Genomic DNA, 17,680 nt, shown 5'->3' on the forward strand with positions numbered 1-17,680 from the left:
GCGGTGCCTGCGGACGATTCCGAGCAGGCTGTAGCCCCCCGCATGGGAGAGGTTGAAGTCCAGGTGGTCGCCGCCGCGCGGCAGGCCGCCGGGCATCACGACACCGCCGCCGTCGCCGAGCGGCAGCACGTCGTCGAGCGCACAGCCGGCGCAGTCCGTGGAGGTCACCGTGGCCGGCGCGCACACGACGTACTCCGGGAGCTGTCCGCCGCCGGACGGGCAGACACCGTCGTTCACGGCGACGTTCACGGTGGGGCGGCTGCCCGCGCAGGTGGAGTACCGGTGGGTGACGACCCGCGGCTCGGTGTCCGACCCGGGGTGGCACACGCTGTCGTTCCCGGACGGCGGCGGGAAGAGCCGGCAGGTGCGGGTGACCCTGGCGGTGTACCGCGGCAGCGGGACGACCGCGGACCAGATCAGTGTGAAGGTGCGCGCTCCCGTGCAGACCACGTCGAACGCGGTCCCGTTCTCGGTGGGCTGTACGACGGGCACGGCGACGGAGACCCCGTCGGGCGGGGCCTCCGCTTCGGCATCGGGCTCACCGACGAGTTCACCCTGAGGGGCGAGCCCGTTCGGGTCACGCGTTGTTCGTGAACACCGGCAGATAGCCGCCGGAGTGGCCGGCCGCGGTGGGGTGGTACGACTCGCTGATGTCGAGCCAGTTGACGCTGTGCAGCCACGAGTCGCCGGAGCAGATCTCGTGGGTGGAGAAGGCGGTGCGGACGTCGCCGAAGACGAACCCGTGGGCCTGGGCGCGCTTCTGGATGGCGGCGTCGATGTAGTCGGCCGCGCCGTTGATCGCGGACCGCTTGGTGTCGGAGAGCCCGAGGCAGGTCTGGCCCAGCAGGTAGAAGCGGGGGTAGCTGAGCACGACCACCCGGGCGCCGGGAGCCTTGGCGCTGATCGCGTTGTAGACGGTGTCCAGCTTGCCGGGGAGCGTGGAGTCGACGTACGCCTTCGCGGTGTTGATCCGGTCGATGCAGGCGCTGTCGGACTGGATCACACAGGTCGTCATGACGTCGGAGAAGCCGGCGTCGTTGCCGCCGATGGTGATGGACACCAGTGAGGTCGAGGAGCTGAGCGAGCCGAGCTGGCCCGCCATGACATCGTCCGTCGTCGCGCCCGAGCAGGCGTTGAACGCGAACGAGGACGGGCTGTGGGCGGCGTTCCACAGGTACGGGTACGCCTTGGTGCTGCGGTCGCAGGAGCCGCTGGAGCTGATGTAGCTGCCCGCGCCGACTCCGGAGGAGTAGGAGTCGCCGAGGGCCACATAGCCACCGGTGGCGGCGGTCGCATGGCCGGCCCCGGTGAGACCGAGGCCGGCGGCGAGGAGGAGCGAGGTAACGAATCCGGTAAGTCGGGAACGTCTCATGGAACCTCCCTTTAGCAGGATCTCTGCCACAACTGTCGTAGCAACTACGCGTGTTGACGGGAAGTGTTCATGCCAAGACTTTTGGGGTCTCAACAGGATCAACGCGAAACGTTCACCGCTCATCTATTGCATGGACATGCCAGTTCTGTTGACGGTTCGACAACCACCGTCTTGACGACCCCACATGAACTGCGCCACATTGAAGCCCGGCATCCGGCGCGTCGGGGGGCAAAGTCGGTCATGCAGACCATACGCATCAAGACATCTTCATTGCCGCTGCTCGCGGGAGCCGCGACCGCCGTCGCGGGGTTCGGCGCGCCGCTCGCTCTCATCGACTCCGCTTCTCCGCTGCGCGGCCCGTGCACCCTGTTCTTCCTGATCACGGCGCCGGCCGTGGCGCTCGCCGCGGCGCTGCGCGGGCTGGATCCCTTCGGCCGGGTGCTCTGCGCGCTTGCGGGGTCGGTCGTCGTCAACATGCTGGTTGCCCAGGGCATGCTCGCGGTCCACCGCTGGTCGGTCCGCGGCGGGGTGGTCGCGGTGACCGTGCTGAGTCTGCTGCTCCTGCTCCTGGTCCTGATCCGGGAACGAATTTCCGGAAAACGCACACAAACCCGAGCAGCAATGGCCAAAGTTGTGTAACGGCCAAACCAACAAAACTGTGAGGCAGTCCCCCAGGGGTTGCCTTTCGGGTTCAATCGTCAATAACGTCGTACAACTCACCCGCACCGGCACGTCGGCACACGGCTCCAGGGGAGGGCTCAGGGCCGCGGCGTCCACCGGCGCGGGGCGCGGTAGGGGGGTGCCGTACTCGGTGACCGCAACTGTGACCGAGTCGTGCCGCGCGACCGGCTGCCGTTCTTCTCCGGCATACCGGCCAGCTTTGCCAGCTCATCGACATACACGGAGATCAGTTCCGAGATCGATCCCGAGATCGGTTCCGACATCGGTTCCCCGTGCCGAAGATGAGAAGAACCCCCCTTTCGAACCGGACACAGAGCCGGGCCGCCCGGGGGTGGGCGGTCCACCGGACGAGAGGGAAAAGACTCATGAGTTCCGTCCTGCGCCCGCCGAGTTCGGGCCAAGATCCTTTAATCGCCGCGCACTACCGGCCGATCTCCTCTCACCTGGCGATCACGCCGCCGGTGAGCGTGGTGATTCCCGCCATGAATGAGGCGGAGAACCTGCCCTACGTCTTCAAGACCCTTCCGGACTGGATACACGAAGTCGTCCTGGTGGACGGCAATTCCACGGACGACACCGTCGAAGTGGCCCGGTCCCTGTGGCCGGACGTCAAGGTCGTGGAACAGCGGGGCAAGGGCAAAGGGGATGCCCTGATCACCGGGTTCGAGGCCTGCAGCGGCGACATCATCGTGATGGTCGACGCGGACGGCTCCGCCGACGGCAACGAGATCGTGTCGTACGTCTCCGCCCTGGTCTCCGGCGCCGACTTCGCCAAGGGCTCGCGCTTCGCCAACGGCGGCGGCACCGACGACATGACCTTCATCCGCAAGCTCGGCAACTGGGCGCTGTGCACGGTCGTCAACCGCAAGTTCGGCGCCCGCTACACCGACCTGTGCTACGGCTACAACGCGTTCTGGCGGCACTGCCTCGGCAAGATCGACCTCGACTGCACCGGCTTCGAGGTCGAGACGCTGATGAACATCAGAGTGGTCAAGGCCGGCCTGAAGGTCCAGGAGATCCCCAGCCACGAGTACCTCCGCATCCACGGCACCAGCAACCTGCGGGCCGTGCGCGACGGGTTCCGGGTGCTCAAGGTCATCCTCAAGGAGCGCTCCAACCGGCGCGAACTGCGCCGCCAGGAACACCACTCGCCGATGCTCGACGCGGTCCGGGGAGAGGTGTCTTGAGAGATCCCGGCATCTCCGTCGTGATCTGCGTGTACACCGAGGACCGCTGGGAGGACATCCTCGCGGCGGTCTCCTCGGTGCGCGCGCAGTCGTACCCGGCGCTGGAGACGCTCCTGGTCGTGGACCACAACCCGGCCCTGAAGGACCGGCTGGAGCGCGAGTACAAGGAGAGCGCGGGCGTCCGGGTGCTGGCCAACGCGGGCCCCCGCGGCCTGTCCGCCGGCCGCAACACCGGTATCGCCGCCTCCCACGGCGAGGTCATCGCCTTCCTGGACGACGACGCCGTCGCCGAACGCGACTGGCTGCGCCGCTTCGCCGAGGGCTACGCCGACCCGCGCGTCATGGCGGTCGGCGGCCGTACGGTGCCCGTCTGGGCGTCGGGCCGGCGGCCGGCCTGGTTCCCGGAGGAGTTCGACTGGGTGGTGGGCTGCACCTACAAGGGGCTGCCGCCGGGCCGGGTCCGAGTGCGCAACGTCCTCGGAGGAAACGCTTCCTTCCGGCGTACGGCGTTCGAGGCGGCGGGCGGCTTCGCCACCGGAATCGGCCGCGACGGCGACCGCCGCCCGCTGGGCTGCGAGGAGACGGAGCTGTGCATCCGGCTCACCCGGGCCCGCCCCGACGCCGTCCTGCTCATCGACGACCGCGCGGTGATCCACCACCGGGTGCCCGAGCCCCGCGAGCACTTCGCCTACTTCCGCACCCGCACCTACGCCGAGGGCCTGTCCAAGGCGCTGGTCGCGAAGAGCGTCGGCGCGGACAAGGGCCTGGAGTCCGAACGCCGGTACGCCACCAGGGTGCTGCCCGCGGGGGTCGCCCGTGGCCTGCGGGACGCCCTGCTGGCCCGGCCGGGCGGCGCGGGACGCGCGGGCGCGATCGTCGCCGGGGTGCTGAGCGCCGCCGGCGGCTACGCGCTGGGCAGCCTGCGGGCGCGGCGGGGCGGTACGACGTTCTCGGTGGCGCCGATCGAAGGGGGAACAGGTGAGTGACACGCCCGTACCGATCCTCATGTACCACTCCGTCGCCACCGCGCCCAACGACGCCACCCGCGCCCTGTCGGTCGCGCCGGAGGCCTTCGCCGAGCAGATGGCGCTCATCGGCGACCTGGGCCTGACCCCGGTCACCACCGCCGACCTCGCGGCCCGCTGGCGCTCCGGCCGCCCGCTGCCCGCCCGGCCGGTGCTGATCACCTTCGACGACGGCTACGAGGGCGTGCACCGGCACGGGCTGCCCGTCCTCGCCAAGAACGGCTTCCCCGCCACCCTGTTCGTCTCCACCGGCTGGATCAGGGGCGCGTACGACACCGGGGGCGGCCTGGACGCCATGCTCGACTGGCCGCAGGTGCGCGAACTGGCCGCCGCCGGCGTCGAGATCGGCGGGCACAGCCACACCCACCCACAGCTCGACCAGCTGGGCGACGAGGCGCTGCGCACGGAACTGGCCCGCTGCACGGAGCTCGTCCGGGACGAACTCGGCGCACGACCGGTGTCGTTCGCCTACCCCTACGGCTACTCCGACCGCAGGGTCCGCCGGGCCGTGCGCGAGGACGGGTACGTCCAGGCCCTCGCCGTCGGCAACGCCCTCGCCCGCCGCCGCCAGGGGCCGTACGCCCTGCAGCGGGTCACGGTCCGGCGCTCCACCGGCGTGGAGGAGTTCGAGCGGCTGCTCCACGGCCGCGCCGTCGCCCGCACCTTCGCCAGGGACCGCGCCCTCACCAAGGGCTACGCCCTCGTCCGCAGAGCCCGTCAGGTCCGCCGGAAGGCCATCCGTTCCCGTGTCTGACACGACGACCACGACCGAGTCCACGACGACCGGCGCCGAGCCGCCCCACAAGTCCGGGCGCCGCCTCCGGCTGCCCGGCACCGGCCGGTCCTCCGACGGCAGCCCGCTGTTCCGCAACGCCTACGCGCTGATGCTCAACACCGGCATCTCCGCCGTGCTCGGACTGGGCTTCTGGCTGGCCGCGGCGCGCTACTACTCCGAGTCGGCGGTCGGGCAGGGCTCGGCCGCCATCGCCGCGATGAAGTTCCTCGCCGGGCTGACCGCGGTGACCCTGACCGGCGCCCTGGCCCGGTTCATCCCGGTGGCCGGGAAGCGCACCGGAACCCTCGTCTTCCGTACCTACGCGGGCAGTTCCCTGCTGGTGGCGGTCGCGGCGGGCGTCTTCCTGCTGACCCTGGACACCTGGGGGCCGTCGTACCGCTTCCTGCACGGGACGGTCAACGGGCTCGGCTTCATCGCGGCCGTCATCGCCTGGAACGTGCTCACCCTGCAGGACGGTGTGCTGACCGGACTGCGCAGCGCGACCTGGGTGCCGGTGGGCAACACCGTGTTCTCGGCCGTGAAGCTCGCCCTGCTCGTCGCGTTCGCCGCCGCCATCCCGACCACCGGTGTCTTCGTCTCCTGGGTGGCCGCGATCGCCACCTCGGTGGTGCCGCTGGGCTGGCTGGTGTTCCGCCGGCTGGCACCCCGGCACGTCAGGGCGACCGAGGGACGCGCCGAGCCGCCGACGCTGAAGCAGGTCGGCCGGTTCCTGGCCGGGGACTACACCGGCTCGCTGTTCTCCCTCGCGGTGATCTACCTGGTTCCGGTGATCGTCGCCTCGCAGGTCAGCTCGGCGGAGAACGCGTACTTCTACATCGCCACCACCATCGGCGGCACGACCGACCTGCTCGCCATCAACATGGGCGCGTCCCTCACGGTCGAGGGCTCGCACGACCCGGCACGGCTGGCCGCCTACACCCGAGCCGCGCTGAAGCGGATGGCCCGGATCATGCTGCCCATCGCGGCCCTGTGGATCATCGGGGCGCCGTGGATCCTCGGCGTGTTCGGCACGGGCTACGCGCACGCGGCGACCCCGCTGCTGCGCTGGCTGGCGGTCGGCTCGATGCTGCGGGTCGTGATCGAGACGTACTTCGCGGTGCTGCGCGCCCGCAGCCGCACCGCCGGACTCGCCTGGCTCCAGGGCCTGTTGTGCGCCCTGACGCTGAGCCTGACCCTGCTGCTCCTGCCCCGGATGGGGCTGACCGGCGCGGGCCTCGCCGAGGCAGCCAGTCTCGCGCTGATCGCCGCGCTCGCCGCGCCGAGGCTCTGGAGGACGATCCGGACCGCGTCCGACGCCGTGTCCGACTCGGCGGCGCCCGACGGGGACCTCGCCGACCTGGGAGCACCTGAGGTCCCGGCCTCCGCCCCGGCGCGCCGGCACAGCCCGGCCTGGGCGCTGGACTCCGACACCCTCGCCCTCGGCATCCATGTCGACTTCGACCACGTGGAGCGCCGGCCGGACGTCCGCCCGGGCCCCGGCACCCCGCCCGCCGGTACGCCGGTGCCGCCGCCGGCGCGTACGGTCGGTCTTCCGGTGGAGGAGAGGACGCCCGGCACCGAGGCCTCACTCGGCCCGGCGGAGGCCGAACTGCTGCGGGAGGCCGAGGCGGCGGAGGTCGACGCGCCCTTCACGGCGGAGGAACTGGACGCGTCCGTCGGGAGGATCGACTCCGTGGCAGGGATCGACGCGCCCGGCGCGCAGGCCCAGGGGGACACCGCCGAACGGGACGCGCCCGTGTCGCTGCGGCAGCGGCTGCTGCCCACCCGTACCGGTGTCGTCCTCGGCTGTCTGCTGATCGCCGCGCTGCTGCTGTACTGGGTGCCCGCGCTCCGGCTCGGCGAGGCCGACCTGGACCGGATGGGCGGGCTCGGGCTGGTCTCGGTGCTGCCGCTGCCGACGCTGGTCGGAGCGGCCCTGCTGGTGATCGTCTTCGCTGTGCTGCTCTGGCTGCGCCGCGAGCACCGGACGCTGCTGCTGCTCACCCTGGTGGCGACGGTCGTCTCGCTGCACGCGCTGCCCGCGGTGATCGAGACCGAGCCGCGGTTCCCGACGGCCTGGCAGCACCTGGGCTTCATCGACTACATCGACCGCACCGGGTCCGCCGTACCGGACCTGGACGCCCGCTGGAGCTGGCCGGGCTTCTTCGCGGTGGCCGCGTTCGTCGGCCGGGCCTGCGGGGTCACCGACTTCACCGAGGTCATCCGCTGGTGGCCGACCGCCGTCCAGCTCGCCTGTCTGGCACCGATGTTCCTGCTCACCCGGTCGCTGCGGGCGAGCTGGCGGGCGAAGTGGACCGGGGTCTGGCTGTTCGTGCTGTGCGGCTGGGTCGGCCAGGACTACTTCTCCCCACAGGGCTTCACCTACCTCCTGTACCTGATGTTCGTGGCGATCCTGCTGGTCTGGTTCCGCCCGCCGCGGGTGATCTGGACGAGGTTCCGTCCGGGCGAGGCCGAGGTGGAACCCGCCGACCGCAGCCGGCGGGCGGTGCTCCTGCTGGTGCTGATCGGCCTGTACGCGGCGAGCGTGCCCGCACACCAGCTCACCCCGTTCGTCATGCTCGGCGTGCTCGCTGCTCTGGTCCTGCTCGGCCGGTCCGAACTGCGCGGACTGCCGCTGCTGTTCGCGGTGCTGGTCGCGGTCTGGGTGGGCTTCATGGCCGAGCCGTACTGGTCGGGGCACTTCAACGACCTGTTCGGCGGGGTCGGCGGGGTCGGCAGCAATGTCTCCACGTCCGTCTCCGGCCGGATCCAGGGCGGCAGTTCGACCCACAAGCTGGTGCTGTACACCCGGGTGCTGCTGGCCGGCTCGGTCATGGCCCTCGCCTGCTGGGGCTGGTGGCGCCGGCGCTTCCACCGCTACCGCGAACGCTCGCTGCTGGTGCTGACCTTCGTGCCGTTCCTGGGCTTCGGCATGCAGTCGTACGGCGGTGAGATGGCGCTGCGCGTCTTCATGTTCGCGGTGCCCGGCGCGGCCCTGCTCGGCGCCCTCGCCCTCTTCCCTCGCACCGGCGTCACCGCGCAGGAACGCGAGAAGGACCGGGTGAGCCTCGCCCCGCTGGCCGCGCTGCTGGCCGGGCTGCTGCTGATGGGCGGGTTCCTGGTGGCCCGCTGGGGCAACGAGCCGTTCGAGCGCACCCGCCCCGGCGAGGTCGCGGCCATGAACTGGGTGTACGCCCACGACAAGCCGACTCTGCGGCTGCTGTGGCCGACCCAGGACACGGTCAACGACGTGACCCCGGCGATGCCGTGGGGGGCGAAGGACATGGAGCGGGTGAACTATGTGCCGACGCTCGCGCCGACCGACCCGGTGCTGGTGTCGGGCCTGGTCAAGGCGCTCAAGGACGCCGGCCCGAACTCGTATCTGATGGTCAACAAGAGTCAGGTGACCTATCTGCAGCTGGACGCGGGCTACTCCGCGACCTGGGAGCCCCGGCTGCTCGAGAACCTGGACGACCGGCAGGAGCTGACGAAGGTCCTGGTCAACGACGACGTCACGGTGTTCGCCCTGCGCAGGCAGCCGGCCGGCCCGGTGCCGGAACCGCACCCGGGGCCGATCGGGCCGCAGGTGACCTGGACCCCGTGGTCGGTGGTCGGCGCCCTGGCCGCCGTCGTCCTGCTCCTGCTGCTGGCCGCGCGGGAGGTCGTACGGGTCGCGCTGCGGCCCGGTGTACGCCAACTGCGGCTACTGCAGGGCACGTTCTGGTTCTCACTGCCGCTGCTGGCGGTGGTGCTGGCCTCGCTGGTGCAGCGGTTCCTGACCATGAAGTGAGGGTGGCTCGGCCGATCAGCGGTCGAGCCACTTCACCTCGTACGGTCGCATGTCGAACCGCTTGCCGTCGATCTGGGCGCTGATGGTCCGGTTCTGCGTGTTGACCACGAGGACGGTCCTGTCGCTCGCCAGGACGCGGACGTCGGGCACGTCATCGGCCGCCACGGACACGTTCTCGTACCGCGTCCCCGGCGGGAACGCCTTGGCGAACCGGGACACCAGACCGTACATGGGCAGGGCCGTGCCGCCGCCCGCGCTGTCGGTGGGCGTCCACAGACAGCCGGCGCAGTCGGTGCCCGTCTTCTCCTCCGGGTTCCAGTAGAAGCCGGACTCCGCGCCGCCCCTGACCATGGCGATCATCCCGGTGGCCTGTACGGCGACACGGTGCGGCTCGGTCCAGCCCTTGCGGTCGTCGTTGCCGTCGCCGGGCTCCACGTAGTACTCGGCCCACCACAGCGGCAGCCCGTGGGTCTGCTGCCGTACCCACGCGCTGACCGCCGTCAGTTTGTCGGTGGCCGCGAACTCGTTGGGCAGCATGTCGTCGTCGTGGGTGTAGCTGGAGCCGTCGACCACGGTGAAGTCGGCGCCCGCCTTGTGCGCGTTCCAGTAGGAGAAGGCGTCGAGCACCCGCCGGTCCATGGCGCCCCAGGGCCCCTTCAGGGCGGTGGAGGCGTTCTGGTCACGCGGGTCGACGCTGTCCATCACCAGGTAGGGCCCGCCGACCATGATGTCCTTGTCGACCTTCTTCAGCGCCTGGTACACGAGGTTGTACATCCTGGTGTAGCCCTCGTAGTCCCAGCGTGACCTGGCGTCGTTCCAGAAGCCCTTGAACTCGTTCCAGACGATGAAGTGCTTCACGTCCGGGTAGCGCCGGGCCACGGTGGCGGCGAGATCGGCGAAGTCCTGGTAGTGGTCGGGGGTGGGCGCCGTCTCCAGGGCGGCCCGGCTCCAGTCCGTGTTCCCGACCCCGGCCCTGCCGCCCTTCATCCAGTCCGGGGAGCAGCACAGGGTGATCACCGGGGTGCCGCCGGAGGCGCGCATGAAGTCGACACGGCGGTCGAGGGCACCGAAGTCGTAGCGCCCCTCGACCGGTTCGGGATTGTCCGCGCCCCAGCCCATGATGTGCTGGTTCTGCGCCAGCCCGGCGTTCTGCCCGAGCAGTTGCCGCACGCGCGCGGTCGCCGCGCCTGCGCCCTCGTCGGCGCTGTACTGGGTGTGGGTGAAGCCCCAGCCGACGTACGGCTCCGGTTTCGCGCGGGGACTGGCGGGGGTGCCGTGCACCTTGTCGCCGTCACGTATGGTGCCGGCCGTGCTGGGCCCGCCGGACAGCGTGCCGAACAGGGTCACGGCCAGGGCCAGCGCGGCCGCACCCACACCGAGCAGGGCGGTGAGCCGCCACCGCCGAGTATCCGAATCCCACCCATGACGTCCCATCAAGGACAACAGTAACGGCGGAAGCAGCGCCTCCGTCAGGACTTGGGAACACCCGGAACAGTCGTGGAACACCCGGAACAAGTGGAGGAAATGCCGTGCGCGGAGCCCACCGGTGGCGGATCATGGCCGCATGTCTGCGAACCCACACGACGCTCTGCCGATCCGGCTCCACGTCGACGACTCCGACTCGCCGTCCGACGTCGTCGACGCGCTGTTCCTCGGCCGCTTCGCGACGGGCGAGCAGCCGTACTCGCACGCGGCGAACATCGACCGCGTCCGCACCGGAGCGACCCTGCTGCCCGACGGCGCCCGTGTGCTCAGGGTCGCCCGCGACGAGGACCGCAGCGCCACCCTCGCCGAGGGCGACGGCTGGACCCTGCTCGTCTCCCGCTGGAACCGCGGCGCGGACGTCACGGTGACCGCGACCAGCGCCGAACTGGCCAAGAACGTCCTCGAGCTGGCCACGGACGGCGCCGCCGACGAGCCCGAGCCACAGCCCGAGAACGTCACGATGGGCTTCTGGTACGTCTCCCCCCGGCGCGGCCCGCACCGCACCACCCGGCAGATCTCCGCGGGCACCTGGGACGAGGTCCGGCCCAACTACACGGCACCGGTGGCGGAGGCCATGGACCGCCTGATGAAGACGACCCCGCAGGACATCGCGGGCCGGCTGCTCCTCCTCCACGGCCCTCCGGGCACCGGCAAGACCTCCGCCCTGCGCACGCTGGCCCGTTCCTGGCGCGACTGGTGCCAGGTCGACTGCGTCCTGGACCCCGAACGCCTCTTCTCCGACGTCGGCTATCTGATGGACATCGCGATCGGCGAGGAGGACACGGCGGGCAAGGGCCGCTGGCGCCTTCTTCTGCTGGAGGACTGCGACGAGCTGATCCGCGGCGAGGCCAAGCACACGGCGGGCCAGGCCCTGTCCCGGCTGCTGAACCTCACCGACGGCCTGCTCGGCCAGGGCCGCAACGTCCTGGTCGGCGTCACCACCAACGAGGACCTGGAGCGTCTGCACCCGGCCGTGGTCCGCCCCGGCCGCTGCCTGGCCCGCATCGAGGTGGGCAGGCTGACCCACCGGGAGGCGGTGAACTGGCTGGGCAGCGACGCCGACGGCCGGGAGGAGGCCATCGGCCGGGAGGGGGCGACGCTGGCCGAGCTGTTCGCGCTGCGCCGGGGCACGGCACCGACCTCGGTGCCGGGGGCACGGGACGGCGCGGACGCGGGGCTGTACCTGTAGTGCTTTGATGGTGCTGTGACCTTGTTCGTCGGCACCTCAGGGTGGCAGTACAAGGACTGGCGGGACCTCGTCTACCCGGCCGGGGTCCCGGCACGGCTGTGGCTGGAGGAGTACACGCGCCTCTTCGCTACGGTGGAGATCAACAACGCGTTCTACCGCCTGCCGTCCCGCGAGAACTTCGAGGCGTGGCGGGACCGGGTCCCGGAGGACTTCACGGTCGCGGTCAAGGCCAGCCGCTATCTGACCCACATCAAGCGCCTGAAGGACCCCGGGGAACCGGTTCACCGCCTGATGAGCCATGCGGCGGGTCTCGGCGACCGCCTGGGACCGGTCCTCCTCCAGCTCCCCCCGACCCTGCGCGCCGACCCCGCGCTCCTGGACGCCTGCCTGGCCTGCTTCCCGCCCGGTACGCGGGTCGCGGTCGAACCGCGCCACGACTCCTGGTGGACGGGACAGGTGCGGGACGTGCTGTCGGGCCGGGGCGCGGCCCTGTGCTGGGCGGACGTCCTGGCCCGCCCCGTCACCCCGCTGTGGCGCACCACCGACTGGGGCTACGTCCGCTTCCACCAGGGCCGCGCCCACCCCTGGCCCCGCTACGGCAAGCGGTCCCTGGAGACGTGGGTCGACCGCATCGCCACGACCTGGGAGTGGGGGGAGGACGTGTACGCGTACTTCAACAACGATCCGGGGGGTGCGGCGGTGCGGGACGCGGTGACGTTCGGGAGAGCGGCGGGACGGGCGGGGTTGCGGGTGACACGGATCCCGGAGCCCGCGAGAGTCCGGTGACCCTCAGGCCCCGTAGGCCGCCCGCAGGGCATCCCGCACGGCGGCCAGCGCCTCCGGCTCCCCCAGCCCCAGCCGCCGCACCCGCTCCGCGTACGCCTGGGCGGCCAGGGAGGCCTCGCGTTCCGCGGCCGAGCCGGCGGCAGCCACGAACGTTCCGTTGCGCCCCCGCGTCTCGATCACCCCGTCGCTCTCCAGCGCCCGGTACGCCTTGGCCACCGTGTTCACCGCGAGGTTCAGGGACTCGGCCAGCCCCCGCACGGTCGGCAGCCGGTATCCCACCGGCAGGGCCCCGGACCGCGCCTGCTCGGAAATCTGCGCTCGCACCTGCTCGTACGGGGGCGCGCTGTCATCGATGCGGATCTTCAGGCTCACGGGCCGATTGTCCCGCACCCGCCGGAAAATCGGAGGCATCCCCGGCACGCCTGCGCCTACGGTGCCTACCCATGACAGTGATCGTGCGCGACCTGCGACCCGACGTCCCGGCCGACACCGAGGGCTTCGCCCAGGTCCGCCATCTCGCCCTGCCCTACATCCTGTTCACCTCGGACTCGGTCCGCCACAACGCCGCCCACATGCCCCCCGAGGCCCGCTACCGCCCGCTGGTCGCGGAGGAGGACGGCGAGGTGATCGGCACCGCCCAGGTCCATCTGGCCCACGACAGCGCCGAGCCGGGCCAGGGCCTGCTGAACATCTACGTGCGGCCGGACCGGACCGGTCGCGGCGCCGGCGGGCTGCTGCTGCGGGCGGCCGAGGAGTACCTCGCCGCCCTGGGCGCGACCAGGCTGCTCAGCTGGGTCCTCGACGAGCCGGCCAACCGCGCCTTCGCGGAACGGCACGGCTATCGCGGCAGCCGGTCCGCCCACTTCCTCCGCCTCGACCTGGCGGACGCCGGCCTCCCCGCTCTCCCGCCGATCCCGCCGGGCGTCGAGCTGCGCACGGCCGCGGACTTCGCGGACGACCCGCGGCCGCTGTTCGAGCTGGACGCGGAGACCATGCTGGACGAACCGGGCGACGTCGACTTCGAGTACACGGACTACGAAGCCTGGATCGAGCAGTACTGGAAGCATCCGCATCTGGACCGCGAGTTGACGGTGGCCGCCTGTGCCGACGGCCGTCCGGTCGCCTTCAGCGTGGTCTACACCGACGGGGGCACCCGCTACTTCACCGCGATGACCGGCACCGCGCGCGCCCAGCGGGGCCGCGGCCTGGCCAAGCTCGTCAAGACCCACTCCCTGCACCGGGCCCGTGCCGCCGGGTTCCGGGAGGCCTTCACGGGCAACGACACCGGGAACGGCCCGATGCTCGCGGTCAACAAGTGGCTCGGGTACGAGATCTGTGCGGCGGAGGTGCGCTATGTCCGCGAACTCGGCTGAACCGGCGGCCCGGCTGGACGTCGTCCTGGTCAAGGCGGGCCGGACGAAGATCCGTTACCCGGCCGAGCTGCTCGGCGACGACGGCACCCGCGTCGCCGTGCGCGCGCCCTGGGCGGGTTCCGGCGTCCGCGACTTCGGCTTCGTCCGCTTCGAGGCGGGCGATGTCTTCACCGAGTACTACTGGCGCAACCGCTGGTACTCGGTGAAGGAGGTGCGCGCCGCCGACGGCTCGGTCAAGGGCTGGTACTGCGACGTCACCCGCCCGGCGGTCCGCACCGGCGGTGAACTGGTCGTGGAGGACCTGGACCTGGACCTGTGGCGCTCCGCCGACGGCAGGGACGTACGGCGACTGGACGAGGACGAGTTCGCGGAGAGCGGGCTGTCGCGGACGGACCCGGAGGCCGCGTCCGCCGCGCTGGCCGCCCTGGACGAGCTGGAGGCGCTGGCCCGCGCGGGCGGCTTCGAGGAGTTGCTCTGCTGACACCCTCGGCCACCGCGCGCCCGGCAAGCCCACCTCACGCCCGGCACAGGCCACCGCACAGCGGGCGACTGCCCCCGGCCCCCGCTCTCACACCCGCGCCACCACCGCGTACCGCTCGTCCGTCACGGCCTTCCCCCACAACACCGGGTCGCCGGACAGGCGCTCGACGCGCACGTCCGGGCACAGCGGTGCGAGCAGCGCGGTGAGGCGGTCGGCGGGTATGCCGACGGGGTGCAGGGTGCCCCAGACGCCCTCCACCAGGACGAAACGGCCTCCGGGGCGCAGCAGGTCCCGCCAGTGCCGCAGGACCCGGCCGGGCTCCGGCAGGGTCCAGAGCACATGCCGTACGAGGACGACGTCGAAGCGCTGCTCCCCCACCGGCGGGGTGGCGGCCTCGCCTCGCAGGACCACCGCGTCGCGCCCGGCGAGTTTGGCGCGGGCCCGCTCGGCCATGGCCGGGGACGAGTCGACGCCGGTCACCCGGTGTCCCTGTTCGGCGGCGAGGAGCGACAGGCTGCCGGTGCCGCAGCCGAGGTCGAGGACGTCGGTGGGGCGCTCGGGCAGCCAGGAGCGGAGCCGGTCGGCCCAGGCCGCACGGGTCCCGGAGTCGCGCAGGCCGTGGTCGGGCTCGTCGTCGAAGGCGGCGGCCTCGGCGTCCCAGTCGATGTCGTCGGTGTCCCGGGTACCCGCCGCGACCGTGTCGTCGTTCACGTTCGTCATGCCCAAACAGTGACAGCCGCCACTGACAACCCGGCTCCGATGAGGAACTCTCGCCAAAAGCGTCTACCACCGTGACGACACGGAAACCCGGTAGGCACTGAAGGAGGCAGTCATGCGCCGCGCAACTGTGCAGAAGCCCCTGAAGAGGACGGACGGCCGCCGGATCCGCGACGAGGCGGAGGAGCGCCCCTCCGGGCGCCCGGAAGTGCGCAAGGACATCGCCCGCACCTGGTGGCCCGACGGCTGAACCGCCGGGGCCGTCAGTCCAGCCACTTGCGGTAGTGGATCCGGTCGTAGGGCCCGTCGACACGGCGTTCGACGACCTCGTATCCGTACTTCGGATAGATTTTCCGGTTCTCCCACATCATCGCGTTCGTGTAGAGCCTGATCTCGCCGAGTCCCAGCTCACGCGCGCGTGCGTCGACGAACTGCAGCAGCCGCCGTCCGACGCCCGTGCCGTGGGCCTCGGGGCGGACGGCGATGCTGTCCAGGAAGAGATGGCCGGCGAACGCCTCGATCACGACCAGCCCGTCGACGGGCTCTCCCGTGACGAACACCCGGCCGGCGGCCACGTTCGCGGCGTGATCCGCCTCCATGGGCTGCGGCACCACCCCGATGCGCGCGATGTAGTGCCGGTAGGCCGCGTCGGTCACGGCCTTGACGGCCGGTACGTCGTCGGCGACGGCCGGCCGGACGCACTGCGGGCTCTCTTCGATCATGGGCGCACGCTATCTGCCTGAGCGCAGCCTGAGTACGCCCTTAACGGCACCATAAGGATCTCCTCCAGCCGCCTCCAGCAGGCGATTTCGCGGTTTTCTGGGGCTAGCTTCGGATCACCCCCACGGCTTCCCGCCCCGCCGAAGGACCGTCTTTTCCGAGGAGTTCCGCATGCCCGCACGCGCCCGCCGCATGCCCGCACGTGCCCGCCGCACGGCCGCCGTCGTCGCCGTGCTCGGTCTGCCGCCCCTCGCCCTGACCGTGCTCGCCGCCGCTCCGGCGTCCGCGCACGGTTCGATGGGCGACCCGGTCAGCCGTGTCTCGCAGTGCTATGCGGAGGGCCCGGAGAGCCCGAAGTCGGCCGCGTGCAAGGCGGCCGTGGCGGCCGGTGGCACGCAGGCGCTGTACGACTGGAACGGCATCCGGATCGGCGACGCCGCCGGACAGCATCGGAAGCTGATCCCGGACGGCAAGCTGTGCAGCGCGGACAACGAGGAGTTCAAGGGCCTGGACCTGGCCCGCGCCGACTGGCCGGCGACGAGCGTGCACGGCGGGGCGTACACCTTCAAGTACCGGGTGACGGCGCCGCACAAGGGAACCTTCGAGGTCTATCTCACCAAGCCCGGTTACGACCCCGCCAAGCCGCTGGCCTGGTCCGAGCTGGATCTGGGGCACCCGGTGGCGAGGGTCACCGACCCGGTCGCCTCGGGCGGCTTCTACACGTTCTCCGGCACGCTTCCCGAACGGTCCGGCCGGCAGCTGCTGTATGCGATCTGGCAGCGCTCGGACAGCCCGGAGGCGTTCTACTCCTGCTCGGACGTGGACTTCGGCGGCGCCGGCGGGGGCAGCACCGGCACCGGGCCCGCTCCGGCCGCCTCCGCACCCTCGGACCGGCAGATCGCGGACGGTGCCGACAGGTCGACGATGCGGCACCAGGGTCACGGCGGCGACACCGCGGGCGCACCGGCCCAGCAGCCCGCGCGGCAGCCCTCGTCCGCGCCCAACGCGCCCGAGGTGGCCGGTACTTCGCGCGACCTCGCGGAGACCGGTGCCTCCTCCGGCACCACCTGTGTCGCGATCGGCGGCGCGGCGGCGCTGGCGCTCGGTTCGGCGGCGCTGTTCCTGTCGGTGCGGCGGCGTGCCACGGGTGGCACCCACCGCCGCGGAGGTTCCGGGGCCTGTCCGGCGGCTCAGGCCGGACAGGCCCCGGCGGCACGTCAGCTGAAGGCGGACGCGCAGGTGGTGGCGGTGGCGCGCGGCGGGTCGAGCGCGTTGGCCACCTCGTGGAAGGCGATGCGGTCGAACAGGCCGATGGCGACGTGCTCGGAGAGGTCGAGCGGGCACAGGTCCTGGAGCAGGACGTTGTGGACGTCGGAACCGCTCAGGTACTGGCTCTGCCAGGGGGTGGCCACCTCGTCGTACTTGGTGGCGATGACCGTGTAGTGCACTCCGGGGACGGTGTCGCCGCCCGCGTTGAGCCCGGCGAGGAAGTCGGAGCCGGGGATCTGGTCGGCGAGGCCGGGGGTGGTGGCCTTGACGAGGTCCGAGGCGCCGGGGAAGTACGGCAGCAGGTTGGTGAATCCGCTCAGGGTGGCGCCGTGGTTGTCGGGGGCGAGGCCCACGAGGGCGTTCACCTTGGCGGCTCCGCCGAGGAACTTCAGGTAGTAACGGGGCATCATGCCGCCCTGGGAGTGTCCGACCAGGTCGGCCTTGGCGGCTCCGGTCGCGGCGAGCACCTTGTCCACGAAGGCCGACAACTGCTCGGCGGACTTGTCGATGGGACCGAGGCCGTAGAAGAGGGGGACGCCGGTGAGCTGCCCGTAGTCCAGGGAGTAGACGCAGTATCCGCGGTCCTCCAGGTAGGGGGCGAGGGAGAGCCAGTTGTCGACCGAGTTGCCCAGGGTGCCGTGCACCAGGACGACCGGGCGGGGGTGGTCGGCGGAGGGCTTGCAGGAGAAGTCGTTCCAGCCACTGCTGGGGGCGGCGTCGGCGGCGGAAGCCGTTGCGGCGGGAACGGTGGCGACGGCGGCGGTGAGGAGCAGCGCGGCGAGGGGTCTGAGCACTCGCTTCCAGGGCAGCATCGTGTGATCTCCTTGCGG

The 17,680-nt window shown here is 71.5% G+C and carries 16 protein-coding genes and 2 pseudogenes; 11 read left to right on the forward strand and 7 right to left on the reverse strand.

The features are described from left to right. Together ABT288_RS22655 and ABT288_RS22660 are read right to left on the reverse strand one after the other, a co-directional pair. A pseudogene (locus ABT288_RS22655) lies at positions 1-492 on the reverse strand (hypothetical protein); the annotation flags it as partial. A gap of 85 nt (positions 493-577) precedes the next feature. Further along, entirely contained in the window at positions 578-1,372 is a 795-nt protein-coding gene (locus tag ABT288_RS22660; RefSeq protein WP_351610619.1) for an SGNH/GDSL hydrolase family protein, read from the reverse strand. Between the two features lie 240 nt (positions 1,373-1,612). On the opposite strand from ABT288_RS22660, the gene ABT288_RS22665 reads away from it, so the two are divergent. From ABT288_RS22665 to ABT288_RS22685, 5 genes are all read left to right on the forward strand, one after another. After that, the gene (locus tag ABT288_RS22665) at positions 1,613-2,011 is read left to right on the forward strand and encodes a hypothetical protein (RefSeq protein WP_351610622.1); all 399 of its coding nucleotides are present in this window, start codon (positions 1,613-1,615) and stop codon (positions 2,009-2,011) included. Between the two features lie 407 nt (positions 2,012-2,418). Further along, on the forward strand, positions 2,419-3,240 hold the full coding sequence (locus ABT288_RS22670; RefSeq protein WP_351610625.1) for a glycosyltransferase family 2 protein: 822 nt from the start codon (positions 2,419-2,421) through the stop codon (positions 3,238-3,240). Beyond that, the gene (locus tag ABT288_RS22675) at positions 3,237-4,226 is read left to right on the forward strand and encodes a glycosyltransferase family 2 protein (RefSeq protein ID WP_351610627.1); all 990 of its coding nucleotides are present in this window, start codon (positions 3,237-3,239) and stop codon (positions 4,224-4,226) included. Before ABT288_RS22670 ends, ABT288_RS22675 begins: the two co-directional genes overlap by 4 nt. Then, positions 4,219-5,019 (forward strand): polysaccharide deacetylase family protein, encoded by an 801-nt coding sequence (locus tag ABT288_RS22680; RefSeq protein WP_351610630.1) that lies wholly within the window; start codon positions 4,219-4,221, stop codon positions 5,017-5,019. The genes ABT288_RS22675 and ABT288_RS22680 overlap by 8 nt, the downstream gene beginning before the upstream one ends. Next, positions 5,012-8,830 carry a lipopolysaccharide biosynthesis protein gene (locus ABT288_RS22685; RefSeq protein ID WP_351610632.1) on the forward strand — a complete coding sequence of 1,273 codons (3,819 nt, stop codon included), beginning with the start codon at positions 5,012-5,014 and terminating at the stop codon, positions 8,828-8,830. Before ABT288_RS22680 ends, ABT288_RS22685 begins: the two co-directional genes overlap by 8 nt. A gap of 15 nt (positions 8,831-8,845) precedes the next feature. Here ABT288_RS22685 and ABT288_RS22690 read toward each other — a convergent pair whose 3' ends face one another. Then, the gene (locus ABT288_RS22690) at positions 8,846-10,264 is read right to left on the reverse strand and encodes a GH39 family glycosyl hydrolase (protein ID WP_351610634.1); all 1,419 of its coding nucleotides are present in this window, start codon (positions 10,262-10,264) and stop codon (positions 8,846-8,848) included. Between the two features lie 130 nt (positions 10,265-10,394). On the opposite strand from ABT288_RS22690, the gene ABT288_RS22695 reads away from it, so the two are divergent. Together ABT288_RS22695 and ABT288_RS22700 are read left to right on the forward strand one after the other, a co-directional pair. Next, positions 10,395-11,504 (forward strand): DUF5925 domain-containing protein, encoded by a 1,110-nt coding sequence (locus ABT288_RS22695; protein WP_351610637.1) that lies wholly within the window; start codon positions 10,395-10,397, stop codon positions 11,502-11,504. 15 nt (positions 11,505-11,519) lie between these two features. Continuing rightward, positions 11,520-12,290, forward strand: a complete 771-nt coding sequence (locus ABT288_RS22700) for a DUF72 domain-containing protein (RefSeq protein WP_351610640.1) — start codon at positions 11,520-11,522, stop codon at positions 12,288-12,290. A gap of 3 nt (positions 12,291-12,293) precedes the next feature. Here the strand turns inward: ABT288_RS22700 and ABT288_RS22705 are convergent, their stop codons facing one another. Continuing rightward, positions 12,294-12,662, reverse strand: a complete 369-nt coding sequence (locus ABT288_RS22705; protein ID WP_351610642.1) for a GntR family transcriptional regulator — start codon at positions 12,660-12,662, stop codon at positions 12,294-12,296. A gap of 71 nt (positions 12,663-12,733) precedes the next feature. Here ABT288_RS22705 and ABT288_RS22710 point away from each other — a divergent pair, with 71 nt between their 5' ends. Continuing rightward, positions 12,734-13,663: a GNAT family N-acetyltransferase gene (locus tag ABT288_RS22710; RefSeq protein WP_351610645.1), complete on the forward strand. Its 930-nt coding sequence runs from the start codon at positions 12,734-12,736 to the stop codon at positions 13,661-13,663. Next, positions 13,644-14,144, forward strand: a complete 501-nt coding sequence (locus tag ABT288_RS22715) for a ribonuclease FAU-1 family protein (RefSeq protein WP_351610648.1) — start codon at positions 13,644-13,646, stop codon at positions 14,142-14,144. The genes ABT288_RS22710 and ABT288_RS22715 overlap by 20 nt, the downstream gene beginning before the upstream one ends. 87 nt (positions 14,145-14,231) lie before the next feature. On the opposite strand, the gene ABT288_RS22720 is transcribed toward ABT288_RS22715, so the two are convergent. Continuing rightward, on the reverse strand, positions 14,232-14,864 hold the full coding sequence (locus ABT288_RS22720) for a class I SAM-dependent methyltransferase (RefSeq protein ID WP_351610650.1): 633 nt from the start codon (positions 14,862-14,864) through the stop codon (positions 14,232-14,234). A 112-nt stretch (positions 14,865-14,976) separates the two neighbouring features. Here ABT288_RS22720 and ABT288_RS22725 point away from each other — a divergent pair, with 112 nt between their 5' ends. Further along, positions 14,977-15,111, forward strand: a complete 135-nt coding sequence (locus ABT288_RS22725) for a hypothetical protein (RefSeq protein ID WP_351610653.1) — start codon at positions 14,977-14,979, stop codon at positions 15,109-15,111. A gap of 13 nt (positions 15,112-15,124) precedes the next feature. Here ABT288_RS22725 and ABT288_RS22730 read toward each other — a convergent pair whose 3' ends face one another. After that, on the reverse strand, positions 15,125-15,583 hold the full coding sequence (locus ABT288_RS22730) for a GNAT family N-acetyltransferase (protein WP_351610656.1): 459 nt from the start codon (positions 15,581-15,583) through the stop codon (positions 15,125-15,127). Positions 15,584-15,773: 190 nt separating this feature from the next. On the opposite strand from ABT288_RS22730, the pseudogene ABT288_RS22735 reads away from it, so the two are divergent. Further along, a pseudogene (locus ABT288_RS22735) lies at positions 15,774-16,745 on the forward strand (lytic polysaccharide monooxygenase auxiliary activity family 9 protein); the annotation flags it as partial. 53 nt (positions 16,746-16,798) lie between these two features. Here the strand turns inward: ABT288_RS22735 and ABT288_RS22740 are convergent. Beyond that, the gene (locus ABT288_RS22740; protein WP_351610658.1) at positions 16,799-17,662 is read right to left on the reverse strand and encodes an esterase/lipase family protein; all 864 of its coding nucleotides are present in this window, start codon (positions 17,660-17,662) and stop codon (positions 16,799-16,801) included. Positions 17,663-17,680 lie beyond the last annotated feature (18 nt).

This window comes from Streptomyces sp. NPDC001093 (assembly GCF_040298985.1).
In the GTDB taxonomy this organism is placed as follows: Bacteria; Actinomycetota; Actinomycetes; order Streptomycetales; family Streptomycetaceae; genus Streptomyces.